General features: G+C 39.9%; 18 protein-coding genes and 1 tRNA gene. 7 read left to right on the top strand and 12 right to left on the bottom strand.

What is annotated here, in order from left to right; all coding sequences use genetic code 11:
- Positions 1-57 precede the first annotated feature (57 nt).
- Positions 58-642, bottom strand: a complete 585-nt coding sequence (locus FK004_RS17980) for an acyl carrier protein phosphodiesterase (protein WP_108738510.1) — start codon at positions 640-642, stop codon at positions 58-60.
- A 188-nt stretch (positions 643-830) separates the two neighbouring features.
- Between FK004_RS17980 and glmM the strand changes: the two genes are divergently transcribed.
- Both glmM and def read left to right on the top strand, forming a co-directional pair.
- The gene (gene glmM, locus FK004_RS17975; protein ID WP_108738509.1) at positions 831-2,219 is read left to right on the top strand and encodes a phosphoglucosamine mutase; all 1,389 of its coding nucleotides are present in this window, start codon (positions 831-833) and stop codon (positions 2,217-2,219) included.
- Positions 2,220-2,270: 51 nt separating this feature from the next.
- On the top strand, positions 2,271-2,936 hold the full coding sequence (def, locus tag FK004_RS17970; protein WP_108738508.1) for a peptide deformylase: 666 nt from the start codon (positions 2,271-2,273) through the stop codon (positions 2,934-2,936).
- Here def and FK004_RS17965 read toward each other — a convergent pair.
- Both FK004_RS17965 and FK004_RS17960 read right to left on the bottom strand, forming a co-directional pair.
- Positions 2,933-3,538 carry a hypothetical protein gene (locus FK004_RS17965; RefSeq protein WP_108738507.1) on the bottom strand — a complete coding sequence of 202 codons (606 nt, stop codon included), beginning with the start codon at positions 3,536-3,538 and terminating at the stop codon, positions 2,933-2,935. The genes def and FK004_RS17965 overlap by 4 nt on opposite strands.
- 10 nt (positions 3,539-3,548) lie before the next feature.
- Complete coding sequence (locus tag FK004_RS17960) at positions 3,549-3,854, bottom strand: hypothetical protein (protein WP_108738506.1); 306 nt, start codon at positions 3,852-3,854, stop codon at positions 3,549-3,551.
- A gap of 245 nt (positions 3,855-4,099) precedes the next feature.
- On the opposite strand from FK004_RS17960, the gene FK004_RS17955 reads away from it, so the two are divergent.
- Positions 4,100-5,593, top strand: coding sequence for an aminotransferase class V-fold PLP-dependent enzyme (locus tag FK004_RS17955; RefSeq protein ID WP_108738505.1), 1,494 nt, complete (start codon positions 4,100-4,102; stop codon positions 5,591-5,593).
- 51 nt (positions 5,594-5,644) lie between these two features.
- On the opposite strand, the gene FK004_RS17950 is transcribed toward FK004_RS17955, so the two are convergent.
- Positions 5,645-6,538, bottom strand: a complete 894-nt coding sequence (locus FK004_RS17950; protein WP_108738504.1) for a lysophospholipid acyltransferase family protein — start codon at positions 6,536-6,538, stop codon at positions 5,645-5,647.
- 126 nt (positions 6,539-6,664) lie between these two features.
- Between FK004_RS17950 and FK004_RS17945 the strand changes: the two genes are divergently transcribed.
- Positions 6,665-7,303, top strand: a complete 639-nt coding sequence (locus tag FK004_RS17945; protein WP_108738503.1) for a rhomboid family intramembrane serine protease — start codon at positions 6,665-6,667, stop codon at positions 7,301-7,303.
- A 68-nt stretch (positions 7,304-7,371) separates the two neighbouring features.
- Complete coding sequence (locus tag FK004_RS17940; protein WP_108738900.1) at positions 7,372-8,058, top strand: SIMPL domain-containing protein; 687 nt, start codon at positions 7,372-7,374, stop codon at positions 8,056-8,058.
- Between the two features lie 173 nt (positions 8,059-8,231).
- Here the strand turns inward: FK004_RS17940 and FK004_RS17935 are convergent.
- The 3 genes from FK004_RS17935 to FK004_RS17925 all read right to left on the bottom strand — a co-directional run bounded on the left by FK004_RS17935 (position 8,232) and on the right by FK004_RS17925 (position 11,166).
- A tRNA-Tyr gene (locus FK004_RS17935) sits at positions 8,232-8,312 on the bottom strand.
- 176 nt (positions 8,313-8,488) lie between these two features.
- Positions 8,489-9,616 (bottom strand): redoxin domain-containing protein, encoded by a 1,128-nt coding sequence (locus tag FK004_RS17930; protein WP_108738502.1) that lies wholly within the window; start codon positions 9,614-9,616, stop codon positions 8,489-8,491.
- Positions 9,617-9,753: 137 nt separating this feature from the next.
- Positions 9,754-11,166 carry an MBL fold metallo-hydrolase gene (locus FK004_RS17925; protein WP_108738501.1) on the bottom strand — a complete coding sequence of 471 codons (1,413 nt, stop codon included), beginning with the start codon at positions 11,164-11,166 and terminating at the stop codon, positions 9,754-9,756.
- Positions 11,167-11,367: 201 nt separating this feature from the next.
- On the opposite strand from FK004_RS17925, the gene FK004_RS17920 reads away from it, so the two are divergent.
- Positions 11,368-11,796: a hypothetical protein gene (locus tag FK004_RS17920; protein ID WP_108738500.1), complete on the top strand. Its 429-nt coding sequence runs from the start codon at positions 11,368-11,370 to the stop codon at positions 11,794-11,796.
- 52 nt (positions 11,797-11,848) lie between these two features.
- Here FK004_RS17920 and FK004_RS17915 read toward each other — a convergent pair whose 3' ends face one another.
- The 5 genes from FK004_RS17915 to FK004_RS17895 form a co-directional block, all read right to left on the bottom strand.
- Positions 11,849-12,619 (bottom strand): sulfite exporter TauE/SafE family protein, encoded by a 771-nt coding sequence (locus FK004_RS17915; protein WP_108738499.1) that lies wholly within the window; start codon positions 12,617-12,619, stop codon positions 11,849-11,851.
- Positions 12,620-12,687: 68 nt separating this feature from the next.
- The gene (locus tag FK004_RS17910) at positions 12,688-13,395 is read right to left on the bottom strand and encodes a DsbA family oxidoreductase (RefSeq protein ID WP_108738498.1); all 708 of its coding nucleotides are present in this window, start codon (positions 13,393-13,395) and stop codon (positions 12,688-12,690) included.
- A gap of 45 nt (positions 13,396-13,440) precedes the next feature.
- Positions 13,441-14,157, bottom strand: coding sequence for a LytR/AlgR family response regulator transcription factor (locus FK004_RS17905; RefSeq protein ID WP_108738497.1), 717 nt, complete (start codon positions 14,155-14,157; stop codon positions 13,441-13,443).
- On the bottom strand, positions 14,127-14,315 hold the full coding sequence (locus FK004_RS17900; RefSeq protein WP_108738496.1) for a hypothetical protein: 189 nt from the start codon (positions 14,313-14,315) through the stop codon (positions 14,127-14,129). Before FK004_RS17900 ends, FK004_RS17905 begins: the two co-directional genes overlap by 31 nt.
- Positions 14,293-15,123, bottom strand: coding sequence for a histidine kinase (locus FK004_RS17895; protein ID WP_108738495.1), 831 nt, complete (start codon positions 15,121-15,123; stop codon positions 14,293-14,295). The genes FK004_RS17900 and FK004_RS17895 overlap by 23 nt, the downstream gene beginning before the upstream one ends.
- A 179-nt stretch (positions 15,124-15,302) precedes the next feature.
- On the opposite strand from FK004_RS17895, the gene FK004_RS17890 reads away from it, so the two are divergent.
- Positions 15,303-17,684: a TonB-dependent receptor gene (locus FK004_RS17890; RefSeq protein WP_108738494.1), complete on the top strand. Its 2,382-nt coding sequence runs from the start codon at positions 15,303-15,305 to the stop codon at positions 17,682-17,684.
- The last annotated feature ends 2 nt before the right edge of the window (positions 17,685-17,686 follow it).

The following is a 17,686-nucleotide window of genomic DNA, read 5'->3' as shown; positions in this document are numbered from 1 at the left end:
AAAAACCAGGCATAAATTGTATAATAATTAACGTAGGTATGCGATTTGGCCAGTTTCTTAAAGAATAGCCCGTTTCGCTGCTACATGTGTTCTTAAATCTTCAAAAAAGATAGTAAATTCGGATTCAAATTCGGAATAATAGGCTTCAAGCTCTTCCGGTGAATGTTTCATTTTCGATTGATTCTTTGTCCTGTTGTCCATTTGGGCGAGAATTTTAGAAATTCCTGGGACAGTAGCATAACTGACGAGCCAGTTTTGTTCGGTCATATACGGCAGCATGTTTTGTGTTTTTTCGGATAAGATCGGATAATGCTTTTCCAGCGAATCGTAGAAACGCTGGACAAAATCTTCAAGCTTTTCTTCGGAGTATTTCGCCCAGTTTTTTGCCAGGAAATGATCGTAAAAAACATCGACAATAACTCCCGCATAATGATGGTATTTCTCATGAAGCCGCTTGGTGCTCTGCCGAAATACAGCATGGGAATCCGTGTAGGTGTCGATAGCGCGATGCAATAGAATTCCTTTTTGGATCGCATCAGGGTAGCTTTCATATTCTTTGCCACGGATACCATCTGCCATGAAATTGCCAATTTTTATAAGATCATTATCTCCGGATAAATAGATGTGTGCGAGAAAATTCATTTTTAATTTCGTGTTTTAGCGGTCATATTCCAAAGTTACAAAGTATTTCCTGGGTGTGGTGGTAAATTGCCGTTTTAAATGCAAAGTACAGAAAGCCCTTTTTGTAAATTAGTATAATTTTTTAATAATGCGAAGTTTTGACTGTTGTCAAGTTCTTATATTTGCGTTACCAAATTAATTTAAAACAAATGACCTTAATAAAATCAATCTCCGGAATCCGGGGAACTATAGGCGGAAAAACAGGGGATAACTTAACTCCATTAGACGCTGTAAAATTTGCTTCGGCTTATGGAACCTGGCTGAAAGCGTACTCTAAAAAAGAAAAACTTACTGTTGTTATTGGTCGTGATGCCCGTATTTCCGGTCCTATGATCCATAACCTGGTTGTTAATACACTCATCGGTTTAGGGATTGATGTTATTGATCTGGGACTTTCTACTACACCAACAGTAGAGATCGCGGTGCCTTTGGAAAAAGCAGACGGCGGGATTATACTAACCGCAAGCCATAACCCGAAACAATGGAATGCCTTGAAACTACTGAACCAAAAAGGAGAATTCCTGAATGGGGAAGAAGGAGAGAAAATACTCGCCATAGCCGAAGCCGAAGATTTTGATTTTTCGGATGTGGATTCGCTGGGGACAATTACGCAAAATGATGCTTATATGGACATTCATATTGACGAAGTGCTTAATTTGCCTTTGGTTGATGTGGAAGCTGTAAAAAAAGCAAAATTTAAAGTGGTGGTAGACGGTGTCAATTCTTCGGGTGGTATTATTATACCAAAATTACTGGAACAGATGGGCGTGGAAGTGGTAAAGCTTTATTGTGAGCCGAATGGGCATTTTCCGCATAATCCGGAGCCGCTGAAAGAACATCTCACCGATATTTCCGAGTTGGTTGTAAAAGAAAAAGCCGATTTAGGAATCGTTGTTGATCCGGATGTAGATCGTTTGGCTTTTATCAGCGAAGACGGAGAAATGTTTGGTGAAGAATATACGCTGGTTGCCTGTGCTGATTTTGTATTGGGGAAAACACCCGGGAATACGGTTTCTAATATGTCTTCTTCCAGGGCATTGCGGGACGTGACCAACAGTCATAAAGGAACATACGAAGCCAGTGCTGTAGGGGAAGTGAATGTCGTAGAACTGATGAAGAAGAATAATGCTATTATAGGAGGTGAAGGAAATGGCGGTATCATTTATCCGGCATCTCATTACGGGCGGGATTCATTGGTAGGGGTAGCTTTATTCCTGACACATCTGGCCGAAAAGCAAATGAAAGTTTCTGCTTTGCGTGCATCTTATCCGGAATACTACATGAGCAAAAATAAAATTGAACTTACCCCGCAAATTGATGTTGATGCTATTTTAGCAGCGATGACCGAAAAATATAAATCGGAAGATATTACTACTGTTGATGGGGTGAAAATTGACTTCGAAGACAATTGGGTGCACCTGCGCAAATCCAATACAGAGCCTATAATTAGAATTTATACAGAGGCATTCTCGCAGGAGGCGGCAGATCAGCTTGCTTTGCGAATTATAGATGAAATACGGCAGATTGCCGGAATTTAAAATAAAACCCCGGCATTTTGATAATTTGCCGGGGTTTTTTATATTTATGAAATGAAAAATAGATTTCAGGTTACCTTAGTTTTCGTACTATTAACAATGGTTGTACAGGCACAGAAGATGAAAAATAAAGCAGAGAAGTTCAGTAAGGAGGAGATGGAGCTCATCACATCAGGAGAGGGGAAGCTGCGCATTATCCAGGTTACCGAACCTGCAGAGCTGGAAATTCTTACCCATGCTTCTGCTGATGTACGGCCGGGAGAGAAGCTGTTGAGTGTTCTGGCGAAGCGTATGTTGCTGTCCATGAATGATCCGGCCAATCCCGGTATAGGAATTGCGGCACCCCAAATTGGAATTAACAGGAATGCAATATGGGTGACCCGTTATGACAAACCCGATGATCCTGCGGAATTCTACCTGAATCCCAAAATTATCTGGTACTCTGATTTATTACGTAAAGGAAACGAAGGTTGTTTGTCCATTCCGGATATACAGGATGATGTATTGCGGAGTTATGCCATACGCCTTTCATACATGCTGGAATCGGGAGAGGTTATGGAAGAAATGGTACAGGGATTTACAGCTGTGATTTTTCAGCATGAGGTAGATCATTTGAATGGTATTCTTTTTACCGATCGTTTATTGGAACAAACCCGTAGGGAGCTAATTCCTGCAAATGATGAAATGGAACTTTTTATAGATAGAAAAATTCAAAACTAATACCATTGCTGGATGGTAGTCATTAATCCGGTATCCGGGTCAGTGAATATATAGAGGCATCCATCATCGTGAAATAAGTCGCAGTTTTTGATGGGCAATGCCCCCAGATAAAATAAAGGCTTTTCATTTACAATCGGCCAGGCAGGATTCTGGATCCATTTTGGTGGTTTGCCATGAAACCTGAAAAGTGTTGCAAACCTTTCTTTTACCAATTGCTGTTGTGCTGTTTTGGAATGCTCCGATTCTTTTGGAAGGATGTGTTTTTCAATAAAAGCGGGCGGTGCATCAACGTATTTCGGTTGAGCGCGGGAAATAAGCTCATAATCTTCCCTGTATTTTTTGTAATCAATACTTTTTATGCCTGATTTTTCCAGGAACAATTGAATCATTGCCTGCGCTTCGTAACGTCCTGTAAGGGTTTGAATATTCATTTCAGCCAAATACAAATAAGGCGTAGTATGCTGTAAATAAGTATGCTGCCAATCAAGGGACGGGTTGGAAAGGCAGGCCTCCATTTGTGGGTTCTCCTGCAATTGGAGCTCCAATTCCAGATCGGTTAGAATTCCTTCTGCAAAATGTTTTAAAATAGTAATTGCGTCCATCGTATTTTTTTTAATCGCCTACAATTAAAAGATCCGTTTTTTTGGCTGTGAAATACCGGATAAGTCCTTTAAACTCCAATATGGCTGAGGTTTTTTCTTTATTGGCGTTGAGGTCTGTTGCAGCGACGTATTCATCAATAATCTGTAATAGTAAACGTTGCAATTCCAGGCTTAGTTTCACGTCTCCATACGGATCAATGTACAATCCCGAACGCAGTCGGAATATTTGGAATATTTCAGAAAGTAACGCAATCTGGCTGTCTTCGAGTCGGAATAAATATTTCTTGTCTTTAATACTATGGAAATCTAATGTCATGCTTATGGATGTAATTGCCCTGCTAAGGCTATACTTTGAATGGTTATTGGTGTACAGAGTTCATCGAGCTCTATTTTTTGAGTTCAAACGTTTTTCAAACCTAATTCTTTTCCAATAACTTTCCAAAAGATTACAGCGTTTGGGATTGTAAATTTTAGTTAAATAAAAGGCAGCGCAATAATTAGATCGGGGTACACATTTTCATTTCCATAAAAAAGCATAAATTTGCGACAAATCAATATAGTATGAACACAGCTGAAAGTACCGTAATACCAACCAAGTTAGAAACGTATTTCCAACAATTCAGATCCAATATCATTGGAATTGACCAGGAATTTGAATCTCCTTTTGGGACACAGAAAATTGTTTATACAGACTGGACAGCGAGTGGAAGGCTCTATCGGCCGATTGAAGAGAAAATTATAAATCAATTTGGCCCATTCGTAGCCAATACACATACGGAAACGACTATCTCCGGTACCGTGATGACAATGGCCTATCATAAAGCCAGGCACATTATCAAACACCATGTCAATGCCAGTGAAGATGACGTCCTTATTACAGATGGTACAGGAATGACCGGTGTTATTAATAAATTTCAACGCATCTTGGGACTTAAGGTTCCGGAAAATTTAAAGGAATTTACCATAGTACCGGAAGAAAAAAAACCGGTAGTGTTCATTTCCCACATGGAACACCATTCCAATCAAACATCCTGGCTGGAAACGATTGCCCGGGTTGAGGTAATCCCGGCTTGTGAAAAAGGATTGCTTTGCTTGGAAAGCCTGGAAAAACTATTGGATAAATACAAAGATTGTACGCTGAAGATTGCTTCGATTACTGCCTGTTCGAATGTGACAGGAATCAAAACACCCTATTATAAGGTAGCTGAGTTAATGCACCGCCATAACGGGGTTTGCTTTGTGGATTTTGCTTGTTCGGCGCCTTATGTGGCAGTAGACATGCATCCCGAAAATCCGGAAGCCTATCTGGATGCTATTTTCTTCTCTCCGCATAAATTTTTGGGAGGCCCGGGAACATCAGGGGTTCTGATTTTCAATAAAAAACTGTACAAGAATATGATTCCCGACTGTCCGGGAGGTGGAACAGTAAGCTGGACCAATCCGTGGGGAGAACATAAATATGTCACCAATATCGAAGATCGCGAAGATGGGGGAACCCCGGGATTTTTGCAGGTGATCAAAACAGCATTGGCCGTACAGCTTAAAGAAAAAATGGGTGTAGCAAATATCCTCGAACGTGAAAAAGAAATCATTGATTATGTTTTTTCGGAACTGGAACCTGTGGACAACCTGAATATATTGGCGCCGCTACACCAAAGCCGACTGGGTGTGATTTCTTTTTTTATTGAAGAATTGCATTTTAATCTTGGCGTTAAAATCCTAAACGACAAATTCGGTATACAAACACGCGGTGGATGCAGTTGTGCCGGTACGTATGGACATTATTTGTTACACGTAGACCAGGCCACTTCCAATGACCTGACCTGCAGGATTGATTCCGGTGACCTGATGCAAAAACCAGGTTGGATCCGGATGTCCATCCATCCTACAACAACGAATGAAGAAATTCAGTTTGTTTGTGAAAGCCTGAAAGCCCTTGCAGCAAATCATAAAGAATGGGCTGCAGATTATTCTTATAATAAAATATCCAATGAATTTATCCATAAAAACGCCGGAACATTTGAGGCTGATATGGTAAAGCAGTGGTTTCAATAATAAAGAGCAACAAAAAAGAGGGAACCGATATGAGTTCCCTCTTTTTTGTTTTTAAGAAGCTTGTGTGGTTACCGGATCCCTGCGGTGCTTGAATCTTTTGTGTGTCCACAGGTAATATTCGGGAGCTTCAATTATTTGCTGTTCCAGTAGTTTTATAAAACAATCAGTAATCTGGTAATTCGGTATTGTTTTGGGCTCGTCAATGTATTTGATGAAGTTAGCTTTGTAATAGCCTCTTTTTACTTTTTCGCCTTTTACGAACATGATATTCATATCCAGCTTTTTTGCCAATAGTTCTGCACCGGTATGTACTGGTACTTCCACACCGAAGAATTTAGTATAATGGTTGGTACGGTGTAGTTTTGGCGATTGATCGCTGATAAAGCCATAATATCCTAAAATACCTTTTTGCTGGTTTTCTTTCATTTTTAATGCGGCCTCTTTTGCATCAATTAATGTGGCATCAAACTTACCCCTGATCCTTCGGACCAACCGGTCGAAGTATTTATTATAAATGCGTTTGTAGATCCCAAAGCCCTGGAATGAGATGTATTTGTTCATGAGCAATAACCATTCGTAACTGGCATAATGGCCGCACATGAGAATAATGCTTTTGCCTTTTGCCTCAATTTCTTCAATGATTTCAAGGTTGTCAAATACAAAGCGTTTTTTTATTTCCTTTTCTGAAATTGTCATGGTTTTGATCATTTCCAGGAATGTATCACAAAAGTGGTGGTAGAATTTCTGTTCTACGATTTTACGTTCTTCATCTGTCAGGTGGGGGAGTGCTATAGCCATGTTTTCACGTACGGTTTCTTTACGATAGCCCACAATATGATATACAATGAAATAGATAATATCAGAAAAAAAATAAAGTATCCTAAAAGGCAGAATCGAAATGCACCACAAGATTGGATAAACAAGTATAAATACGAATAATTGCATTATAGATTTTTTTACAAATATACTTTTTATTATTCTAAAAAAGAATTCTGGTTTTTCGTATAATTTATTCTTTCGCTAACTCAATATGCCCGGGGAATGGTTATTTTTGCTACTTAAAATCTTTTTATGGATATTTTTTTAATCAGCATTATTGTATTAACTTGTATAGTCAGTTATAAGGGGTTTACCGATCCGGCTTTTTTCCGAAAGTATGAGTTTCATATTGGGAGTATACGTGCCGGAGATCAGATCCGGATGTTTTCTTCAGCTTTTTTGCATGCCGATATCATGCACCTGGCATTTAATATGCTTACGCTATATTTCTTTGCTCCTGTAGTAATTGCTTATTTGGGTAATTTTTATTTCTTACTCATTTATGCTGCCAGTTTATTAGCAGGAAGCCTGTTGACCTATTATTTCCATAAGAATAATTACGGCTATCGCGCCATCGGAGCTTCGGGTGCTGTGACAGGCATTTTATATGCTGCTATTTTATTACGGCCAGATATGACTTTGGGATTGTATTTTATAATTCCGGTTCCAGCCTATGTCTTTGGTATTGGGTATTTATTATATTCTATCTACGGAATGCGGGCGAAGCGCGATAATATAGGGCATACAGCGCATTTTGGAGGTGCGATAGCCGGATATCTCATCACACTGGCAAGAGTGCCGGAAATGTTTACAGAAAACACATTAATGGTTGTTTTGCTGGCTATTCCCATCGTGCTGTTGTTTGTACTTGAAAAAGCGGGTAAACTATAGTGGCATACCTTTTGCTTTATGACAGAAAATACATTGTAAAAATGAAAACAAATCTAACAAATCAAATTATGAAAAAATTAGTCTTTATTTTATTCGCAGCAACATCAACCTTAGCCAATGCTCAGGATCACAAATTAGTACCACAAATCAGTGTAGCTGGTGAAGGTAAGGTTAAAGTAGCACCTGATTTTGCTATTATCACGGTAGGAGTAGAAAACAGTGGTGCTGACGCTACAGAGGTGAAGAAGAAAAATGATATGGCCATTGATGCGGTGATCAAATTCCTTAAAAAGTCAAAAATAGCGGAGGCTGATTACCAAACGCAACGTGTAAGCCTGAATAAGAACTACGATTACGATAAAAAGAAATACAATTATTCGGCTTCACAAACGATTGCAATTACCTTGAAAGACCTGAAAGGGTATGATGTACTGATGACCGGATTGGTAGATTCAGGGATCAATAACATCCAGGGAGTAGAGTTTAAATCAACAAAACTGGCGCAATATGAATCGGAAGCACGTGTGAAAGCAGTAGCTGATGCCAAGCTAAAAGCGAATGATTATGCAACAGCTTTAGGGCAAAGAGTAGGGAAAGCAGTTTTGGTTTCCGATAATACACAGCCTTACTATCCACGTCCAATGATGTCAGCTATGAAAATGAATGCTGGAAGTGCTGATATGGCTCCGGAAACATTAGCCATTGGCGAGATTGAAATTACTTCCAATGTAAGTATCAGTTTTATGCTGGAATAAGCAAATAAGTCAATATCCCGGGTGTTAAGCCTACGGATGATCTAATTCTTGAAGAGCCTTCAAAACTACGTTTTGGAGGCTCTTTTTTAGTTGCTATATTAATGTGTTGTATTGGAGCATTCGGTCAGGAGAAAACAGGGCAAAAAAAAACCTGGACAATGTCCAGATTTTCGTGGGGAGAGCAGGATTCGAACCTGCGAAGTTTTCACAGCAGATTTACAGTCTGCCCTCGTTGGCCGCTTGAGTATCTCCCCGATCCTCTGAAAAGCCTGAGCTTTTCCGTTCAACGAGTGCAAATATAGGACTGTTTTTTTAGTATACAAACAATTTCAGAAGATAATTTTAAGGTTTTTTTTAATGTATTGGTTTTGAATAAAATAAAAAAATCTCCCGGAGGAGATTTTTTGAAATTGTATGTGTCCGGTAGGAATTAAGCGCCTAAAAGTTCTTTTACTTTCGCTTTTAGCGCTTCTCCTCTAAGGTCTTTTCCTACGATTTTACCACTTGCATCCAGGATGAACATTTGTGGGATCGTTTGGATGTTGTATTTAACAGCAATAGGATCCTGCCAGAATTTAAGGTTTGAAACCTGTGTCCAGGTTAATTTATCAGCGGCAATAGCTTGTTTCCATTTTTCAGCATCACCTTCTTTATCTAAAGAAACACCGATGATGTTTAGGCCTTTATCATGGAATTCATTGTAAAGTGCTACAACGTTTGGATTTTCAGCACGACATGGTGCACACCAGGAAGCCCAGAAATCAATGATTGTAACTTTACCCAATGATTCTTTCAGGGATACTGTTTTTCCTTCTGGAGTAGGAGCAGAGAAGTCAGGAGCCATTTGGCCTACTACTACAGCTTGTACTTTATCCAGTTTTTCCTGAATCGCTTTACCAGGTTTAGTGGCTTTCAGGTCAGAAGAAAGCGCATTGAAATATTTTTTTATCTTAACCAGGTCTGCATCAGGCTGCCCCAGGAAACCATCGATCAACAATACAGAGATGAAGGATTTTGGGTGGCTTTCTACATATTTATCAGACTGGTCCAGCATTTCTTTTTGGAAACCATTGAATTCTTTTCTTAATTTATTGATGGCTACAGTATCGTTTGATTTCTGTGCTTCAGTCATTACAGCCATATTAGCTTGTTGAAACTCCATCATTTTCTTTTGAATCTTTTCGCCTTGTTTGTTGAAAGCTACAAATTCATCATTATTATATGTACCGCTAATTTTACTTGCACGCACACTATCTTTATAAACCACTACATTGATTTCACCATTTTCAAGGATCAAAGGAACTTTACCTTGTACAGCACCAACCTGGATTAAATGAAATTCTGGTTCTTTTGCTGAACCTTCAAATTTAAATTTTCCATTTTCAACTTTTACGGTATCCACAGGAACTAATTGTCCCAGGTCTCCTTGTTTTTCAAGAATAACATTTACACCATTTTCAACACCAGCTACTGTTCCTGAAATTACATACGCATTTTCAGTTTTATTGCACGATACTAATACTGCTGCAACAGAAGCGAACAAAAGAAATTTTTTCATTTTTTACTATAAGTTAATTTAGAGAGCAAAAGTATTTAAAATTATGATGGATTAACTACTTTTAAATCTAATTTTTTGTTATTATTTAGGACTATTTTTCAGTATTATGATAAATTCAGGATATTCTCTAATAGTGTTTAAGAACCTGACGGGCAAACGAATTGGGTCAATGGCATTCCTTCATTGCGGATTCCACTAATTCCTTTTTCAACATTGATGATATTATGGTAGCCTCTTGATTTTAGAATCGATGCCATAATAACAGAACGGTAGCCACCAGCACAATGGAGGTAGAAATCCTGACCCTGTGGAATTTCGTGTAAATGCTCATTTACAAAATCAAGTGGAATGTTCAGGGCATTTTCCACATGCTCTGCAGAAAATTCTCCGGGTTTGCGGGCATCAACTACAGGCAAATTATTCTGTGCTACATCATCAACAAACTGCTTCGGCCCTACGGACACTATATAATCGGTTTCGAGGCCAGATTTTTTCCAATTGTCCAAGCCACCGTTGAGGTAGCCCAAAGAATGATCAAAACCGACTCTCGCCAGTCGGGTAATGGCTTCTTCTTCTTTTCCTTCCGGAATCACCAGCAAAAGCGGCTGATTGACATCTTTGATAAGTGCACCAACCCAAGGGGCAAAACCACCATTCAGGCCGATAAAAATGGAATTTGGAATGTGTTCTTTTACAAAATCACCTTCAGGGCGTACATCCAGGATGATCGCACCCGATTCATTTGCCAAAGCTTCAAACTCTTTAGGCTCCAGCGCAATTTTACCTTTTGAAATTACCGTATCGAGACTGTCATAACCATTGATATTCAGGCTCACATTTTGAGGGAAATAGGCGGGAGGCGCCCCAAGTCCATCCAATAACTCTTTAGTGAATTCCTCACGGGTCATATCTGGGCGAAGGGCATAATTCACTTTTTTCTGATTCCCTAAGGTATCTGTAGTTTCCTTACTCATATTTTTTCCACAGGCACTCCCGGCACCATGGCTTGGGAATACAATAAGGTCATTGGGCAAAGGCATGATTTTATTGCGCAGGGAATCAAATAAATGAGCAGCGAGCTTTTCCTGAGTCAGGCCATTAGAAAAATCCTGTGCCAGATCGGGACGGCCTACATCGCCTATAAATAAAGTATCACCTGTAATTATACCATACGGGATGTTTTGTTCATCGGACAAAAGGTAACAGGTACTTTCCATAGTATGTCCCGGTGTGTGGATCGCTTTTACCGTATAACGGCCTACTTTAAATTCCTGATTGTCTGTTGCAATAATGGTTTCAAAAGCAGGTTTGGCATTTGGTCCGTATACAATAGCTGCACCCGTTTTGGCTGCAAGATCCAAATGGCCCGAAACGAAATCGGCGTGGAAATGGGTTTCAAAGATGTATTTGATACGGGCATTGTCTTTGGCTGCCGTATCAATATACGATTGCACTTCCCGTAGCGGGTCAAATATAGCGGCTTCTCCATCACTTTCAAGATAGTAAGCTGCCTGTGCAATACATCCGGTATATATTTGTTGGATTTTCATGTTCTTTTGTTTTTCAAATCGATTGGATTACAAAGATACCATTAATTCTATAAAATGAAATACCACCTATTTTATTCATTGTTAATTGTGTATTAAGAACTTCCGGGACTGAAATTCAAAAGTTTTTGGAATTAATGGCTAAATGCGCCTTGGAAATCGTAAATTGCGCCCTCAAAATAGAAATAGTTTAAACAGAAAAGAATGTTTCAAGAATTAGAAAAATACAAAAGCAGTAATTATTTCACTTTTACAAAAGACGAAAGCCTGGAAGAAAAGTGTAATGCTCCAGAAGGTGCAAGCGGTGTTTACCTGGTATATAGCGTAGAAAACAGTACGAAAGAACTGGTAATGGTGGGTTCCTCAGGAACAATCCAAAACAATGGCGACCTGAAAACCAAAAATGGTGGATTATACGACAAAATCGTTAATGGGCAGCAGTTTGTGAAATCAGCGCGTAAATACACCTGGCCAACACAAATGGAAAAAGAAAATATCGATGCTTTAGAAGTGGTTTGGTATGAAACATTCAATACTGAATCCAAAGGGATTCCAACTTCGGTTGAAGGCTATGTTTTGCAAGAGTTTTTTGCAGAAAATAACCGCCTTCCAAGATGGAATGTAGCATTCTAAATACATCATCCTGATCGTATCAACCGGAATCATTTTTTGATCTCCGGTTTTTTTATGTTGTATAGAATACATCATAGGCAAACCGTATCAGTGTACCGATTACTACAATCAAAAAGAAAATACGGATAAAGCCATTGCCTTTTTTGATTGCAATTTTGGCTCCTATCCAACCGCCTAAAGCATTGGAGGCAGCCATGGGTAAAGCAATTGCCCATATAATTTTGCCTTTTAGGCTAAACAGGCAGATGGAACCGAAATTAGTAGCCAGGTTCACCATTTTAGCATTTGCCGATGCATGCAGGAAATCAAATCCCAGTAGGGCAATACATCCCAATACCAGGAAACTTCCCGTTCCAGGGCCTATAAAACCGTCATAGAATCCAACCAAAAGGCTAATCCCTATGGCCAGTACAATGCTCTTTTTACGCGAATATTGTTTTGCCGTGTGTTGGCCGAAATTTTTTTTGGTAAACGTATAAATGGCAAGCAGCAATAAAATAACGAGTAATAAAGGTTTCATGAAGTCGTTGCTGACATAGGTGAGCAATGTGGATCCGGCAAATGCGGATACAAAAGCGCATACTGCCATAATACCCAATAACTTCCAGTCCATCGTAACCTTTTTCAGGTACTGAGCCGCCGCAAAGGCTGTCCCGCTGAATGCCGGGATTTTTAAAGTACCGATTACGGTAGACACCATATGCCCCGGTAATAAGATCAGCCCGGCCGGGGTTTGTATGAGTCCACCGCCACCCACCACTGCATCTATAAATCCAGCAGCAAAGGCGGCAATACACAATAAAATCAATACCTGGGTTTCCATAGCGTGTAAAATTACCGCACAAAAGTAGGAGAGATTACAGTATGATTTTAGATTTTACCGGATTATTTTTAGTCGCATTTTCCGTCGGGAGTACAACTCTGCCCATCAATGATTTCAAAATTATTTTTAGGCTGTTCTTTTTTATATTCTTTGTAGGATTTTTGCAGTACATCTTCAAATACCGTACTGGCCTGGGCGCCGGAAACGGCATATTTTCGGTTAAAGACGAAAAATGGCACTCCATTAATCCCTATTTCAGCGGCTTCATTAATATCTGCCTTTACAGCATCGGAAAAATCGGTACTGTCGAGTACTTTACGCACTTCAGCTGCCTCTAATCCAATTTCAGTCCCCAGTGCAACAAGCGTATCGTGATCGCTAAAATCTTTGCCTTCGGTAAAATAGGCTTTGAAGAGCCGTTCTTCGGCCGCATCGCCTAAATGGTGTGTTTTTGCCAGTTGTATCAGTCGATGAGCATCAAAAGAATTGGCCACCACTGCACTATCAAAATTGTAAGTTAGTCCGGAGTGTTTGGCATTTTCGGCCATTTGCTGGTGCATGGCTACTGATTGCTCGTAAGGGACCCCTTTTCGTTCGGAGAAGTATTCATATAAATTTTTCCCATGATTCCCTTCTATATCCGGATCGAGTTGAAAGCTATGCCACTCAATTTCAATATCCCCGGCATCAGGAAATTGCTCCAGTGCGGCTTCAAAACGTCTCTTCCCAATATAGCAAAACGGACACATGATGTCCGACCAAATTTCAACTTTCATAATTTTATCTTTTCTATTTTTAATAAAGTTATAAAAAAAATGGACTTATGATAAGAATTTGACAGAAAGATTTTCATCCAGCAGGATCTGATATTTACGCCCTACAGGAATTGTTTTGTCATTATGGAGAATTAGTTTCTGTTTTGAAAAATGTTTAATATGCAGGGTATTCACTACAAAAGAGCGGTGTATCTGAAGGAATCCTTTTTGTTTGAGTCCTGCGAATATATGTGCCAACGTCCCATAGACCACCATTGGCCTGGACAACGACAGCCGGTACACTTTTACATAATTACCAAGGCTTTCGATATAAAGGATATCCCGGTGTAATACTTCCTCAATTTCTTTGTTGTGACGCAACGGAATGGTAAGTTCGGTATTTTGTTTCCGTTTTTTAGCCTCACAAAATAATTTAGCTTTTTCAATTGCCTTCAGGAAACCGGAGAGTGGAATGGGTTTTAAAAGATAATCTACAGCATCCTGCTGGTAGGATTCCAATGCAAAATCTGAATAGGCCGTCGTAATAATAGTGACAGGCCGTTCCGGGAGAATTTTCATCAGTTCAATACCATTGATAAGCGGCATGTTGATGTCGAGAAAAAGAATATCAAAATTCGTTTCACGCAGCATGGCTAGCGCTTCAGTACCATTGTAGGCACTTCCTGCATATTCAAATCCGACACTGTTCATAATATGGGAACGAATCACCTGATGTGCGGGTTTTTCATCGTCTACGATAAGGCATTTAAGGGAAGGTTCCATAGTTTTAATTCTGAATTAAAAATTCCGTTTTCTTTTTGTAAGGTTAATGTGTAGCGTATCATGGATACCTCCAGCCGTCTTTTGAGGTTTTCAATCCCGGTTCCGGTTCCTGAAGCACTGCCATCTTCATTGTAGTTATTCGTAATATAAAATGTCATGTGATTTTTTCGGAAAGTCCAGGATATCCGGATATCCGGCCGGGCGGTTTCCAGTGTAAATTTCACGGCATTTTCTACCAAAGGCATAAAAAATAAAGGGGGGGACTTTCAGGTCGTTACCACTGCCGTTATGTTCCTCTTTTACAGAAAGGTTATGGCTTCTATAGGTGTGATAGCCTAAATACTGCTCTATAAAATGCATTTCCTCTGAGAGGCTGATAAAATCTTTTTTGGTGGCTTCAATCTGGTAGCGCAACAGTTCCGACAGTTTTAAGATCTTATCGGGCAATGTTTCGGGAGCCATCAGCGCATCGCCATAGAGGTTGTTCATAGCGTTCAGCAGGAAATGCGGATTCATCTGTTGTTTTAGTAAGGAGAGTTCCGCTTCGGTATTCAGGAGTTTTATCTGTGTTTTAAAGATGTTTTGCAAAATCCACTGATGGATGAAATAAATACCGGATCCAATTAGGGAAATCATGATGATGCCCATAATGTCATTGAAAATGGATATCGTTTCTTCCATAATGTAATGGGTGATTTTAGCCACGACTAAAAAGAAGCTCCAGAGTAGGGCAAAGCCAATGAAAAACAAGTTGTATTTTTTTTGATACAGCAGGAATGGCCGGATAAGGAAGAGGTTATTAACCAAAACTAAACCATACACAAATGTAAAAACTACAATAAGCTCCACAAACATATACAGCGGATCTTTATCTTCTGTGGTGTAATTGGCAATGTAAATGATGGAGAACAGGAAAACATATATTATACAGTTCCTGATCCAAATATTTTCGTAGGAGAGTCTCATTACCCGCAAAAATAATGAAAAACAAAACGGTATTGCATGACAGGGGCGAATTTACGCCAACGCCACTAACATAATTTACAACTCTTCCGGTATAATTTAGAGCAGTTTACAACGCCTCGGCGAATATATTTGCTGCGTTTTAAATCAATTAACGCTTATAAATTAATACAAATGCTATCATGAATTTAAAGAACATCTTTTGGTTGTCGCTTTTGATTATGGGAATCTTTTCTTTTACAGCGCGGGCACAGGAAAAATATACACTGAGCGGTACTGTAACGGATGGTAAAACCAGTGAAACGCTTATCGGGGTAACCGTTTACATCCTCGAATTGCAAAAAGTAACGGTGACCAATCAATACGGCTTTTTTTCGATTTCATTGCCTAAAGGCGAATATACAGTACAGCTCGATTATATGGGCTTTCAGCTACAGCAGGAAAAAGTAGCCTTGAACACCGATATCCGAAAGAATTTTGGCATGGCTGAAAATAGTGAACAGCTGGAAGAAGTCGTGATTTCTGAAAAGAAAAACCGGGTGGCCATCCGGAAACCGGAAATGAGTGTCAACAAACTCAGTATTAAGGACATTAAAAAAATGCCTGCAGTAATGGGAGAGGTAGATGTATTAAAATCGATACTACAGTTGCCCGGAGTAACCAATGGAGGTGAAGGGGCTTCCGGTTTTAATGTTCGTGGTGGAGCTGCCGACCAAAACCTGATCCTTCTTGATGAGGCCACGATTTACAATGCTTCCCACTTATTTGGTTTCTTTTCGGTATTTAATTCGGATGCGATCAAAGACCTGAAACTCTACAAAGGTGGGATTCCGGCGCGTTTTGGCGGCAGGGTTTCTTCGGTTTTGGATATTTACCAGAAAGAAGGAAACAACAAGGACTTTCATATGACGGGCGGTATTGGTGCCATTTCCAGCCGTATTATGGTTGAAGGGCCTATCGTAAAAGATAAAGCTTCCTTCCTGATAGCCGGACGCAGTTCGTATGCCCATTTGTTCCTGAAATTGGCCGATATGAAAAACTCCGCTTATTTTTATGACCTGAATACCAAATTGAGCTACAAGGCCAACGAGAACAATACGTTATTCCTGTCCGGTTACTTCGGGCGTGATGTTTTTGATTTTGACAAGTCTTTTAATATGACGTATGGGAATACGCTACTCAACCTGCGTTGGAATCATTTATTTTCGGATAAGCTCTTTTCCAACCTTTCCATGATCTACACGGATTACTATTATGGGTTGTCATTGGGAATGGTGGGGCTTGATTGGGATTCCGGTATCAAAAACTACAATATAAAGTATGACCTGAAGCATTACCTGACTGATAAATTCACGTTGAGTTATGGTGTCAACGGGATTTACTACAACTTTAATCCCGGAACGATACGTCCTACAAATGAATCTTCCGGAATCAATCCGAGGCAGTTGGATCGTAAATATGCTTTTGAACAGGCTGTATATGTAGAAGCAGAACAACAGCTGAGCGATAATATTGCCGTCAATTACGGATTGCGTTACAGTCGTTTTAACCGCCTTGGCGAACAAAAGGTTAATACGTATGCCAATGACCAGGCGGTAGTTTTTAATACGGAATTGCAATTGTATGAAAAAGGAACCCCTACCGGAAGCCAGAGCTATGGAAAAAATAAGTCGATTGCTGACTTTGGAAATTTAGAGCCCCGTGCTTCCATTGCCTATACGCTGAATGATAATGAATCGGTTAAAGCGAGTTACAACAGGATGGCACAGTACATCCATTTGATTTCCAATACGGCTTCTGCAACACCTTTGGATGTTTGGGCGCCGAGTGACAATTTTATAAAACCGCAATTGCTGGATCAGTATGCCCTGGGCTATTTTAGGAATTTTAAGGACGATGCGTATTCCCTGGAGGTAGAAGGATTTTATAAAAAGATCAAAAACAGGATTGACTATATTGATGGTGCCGACCTTATTGCCAATGATGCGATCGAGCAGGTAATCCTTAACGGAGAAGCCAGAGCGTATGGCCTTGAAGTCTTATTGCGTAAGAATACTGGTAAACTCAATGGATGGATTTCCTATACCTTATCGCGTGCAGAGCAAAGAACGCCGGGACGTACTCCTGAAGAGACTGGAATCAATAATGGGGAATGGTACCGTTCGACCTATGATAAAATGCATAACCTTGCGGTGACCAGTTCCTATAAATACACAGAGAAATGGTCCTTTGGTGCCATCCTTGCCGTGCAGTCCGGCCGTCCGGTTACGTATCCGGAGGGCCAGTACCAATACCAGGGAATTAATGTTCCGGTGTATGGTGAACGGAATAAGAACAACCTGGCAGCTTATCATCACCTTGATATTTCGGCGACTTATACGCCTAAGCCCGAAAAAACAAAGGGATGGCAAAGTGAATGGGTATTTAGTATTTACAACCTGTACAATCGCAGGAATGCTGCTTCGGTGACTTTTACCCAAAATGAAACTTCCGGAATCAATGAAGCTGTGCGCTTGTCCATTTTTGGATTGATCCCGAGTGTTACGTATAATTTTAAATTTTAAAT

This window comes from Flavobacterium kingsejongi, assembly GCF_003076475.1.
In the GTDB taxonomy this organism is placed as follows: domain Bacteria; phylum Bacteroidota; class Bacteroidia; order Flavobacteriales; family Flavobacteriaceae; genus Flavobacterium; species Flavobacterium kingsejongi.
This window is presented reverse-complemented; position numbering and strand designations above follow the sequence as displayed.

Coding starts and splice junctions, on each gene's coding strand:
- FK004_RS17980 (WP_108738510.1), bottom strand. CDS start 642: ATGAATTTTCTCGCACACATCTATTTATCCGGAGATAATGATCTTATA.
- glmM (WP_108738509.1), top strand. CDS start 831: ATGACCTTAATAAAATCAATCTCCGGAATCCGGGGAACTATAGGCGGA.
- def (WP_108738508.1), top strand. CDS start 2,271: ATGAAAAATAGATTTCAGGTTACCTTAGTTTTCGTACTATTAACAATG.
- FK004_RS17965 (WP_108738507.1), bottom strand. CDS start 3,538: ATGGACGCAATTACTATTTTAAAACATTTTGCAGAAGGAATTCTAACC.
- FK004_RS17960 (WP_108738506.1), bottom strand. CDS start 3,854: ATGACATTAGATTTCCATAGTATTAAAGACAAGAAATATTTATTCCGA.
- FK004_RS17955 (WP_108738505.1), top strand. CDS start 4,100: ATGAACACAGCTGAAAGTACCGTAATACCAACCAAGTTAGAAACGTAT.
- FK004_RS17950 (WP_108738504.1), bottom strand. CDS start 6,538: ATGCAATTATTCGTATTTATACTTGTTTATCCAATCTTGTGGTGCATT.
- FK004_RS17945 (WP_108738503.1), top strand. CDS start 6,665: ATGGATATTTTTTTAATCAGCATTATTGTATTAACTTGTATAGTCAGT.
- FK004_RS17940 (WP_108738900.1), top strand. CDS start 7,372: ATGAAAAAATTAGTCTTTATTTTATTCGCAGCAACATCAACCTTAGCC.
- FK004_RS17930 (WP_108738502.1), bottom strand. CDS start 9,616: ATGAAAAAATTTCTTTTGTTCGCTTCTGTTGCAGCAGTATTAGTATCG.
- FK004_RS17925 (WP_108738501.1), bottom strand. CDS start 11,166: ATGAAAATCCAACAAATATATACCGGATGTATTGCACAGGCAGCTTAC.
- FK004_RS17920 (WP_108738500.1), top strand. CDS start 11,368: ATGTTTCAAGAATTAGAAAAATACAAAAGCAGTAATTATTTCACTTTT.
- FK004_RS17915 (WP_108738499.1), bottom strand. CDS start 12,619: ATGGAAACCCAGGTATTGATTTTATTGTGTATTGCCGCCTTTGCTGCT.
- FK004_RS17910 (WP_108738498.1), bottom strand. CDS start 13,395: ATGAAAGTTGAAATTTGGTCGGACATCATGTGTCCGTTTTGCTATATT.
- FK004_RS17905 (WP_108738497.1), bottom strand. CDS start 14,157: ATGGAACCTTCCCTTAAATGCCTTATCGTAGACGATGAAAAACCCGCA.
- FK004_RS17900 (WP_108738496.1), bottom strand. CDS start 14,315: ATGACATTTTATATTACGAATAACTACAATGAAGATGGCAGTGCTTCA.
- FK004_RS17895 (WP_108738495.1), bottom strand. CDS start 15,123: ATGAGACTCTCCTACGAAAATATTTGGATCAGGAACTGTATAATATAT.
- FK004_RS17890 (WP_108738494.1), top strand. CDS start 15,303: ATGAATTTAAAGAACATCTTTTGGTTGTCGCTTTTGATTATGGGAATC.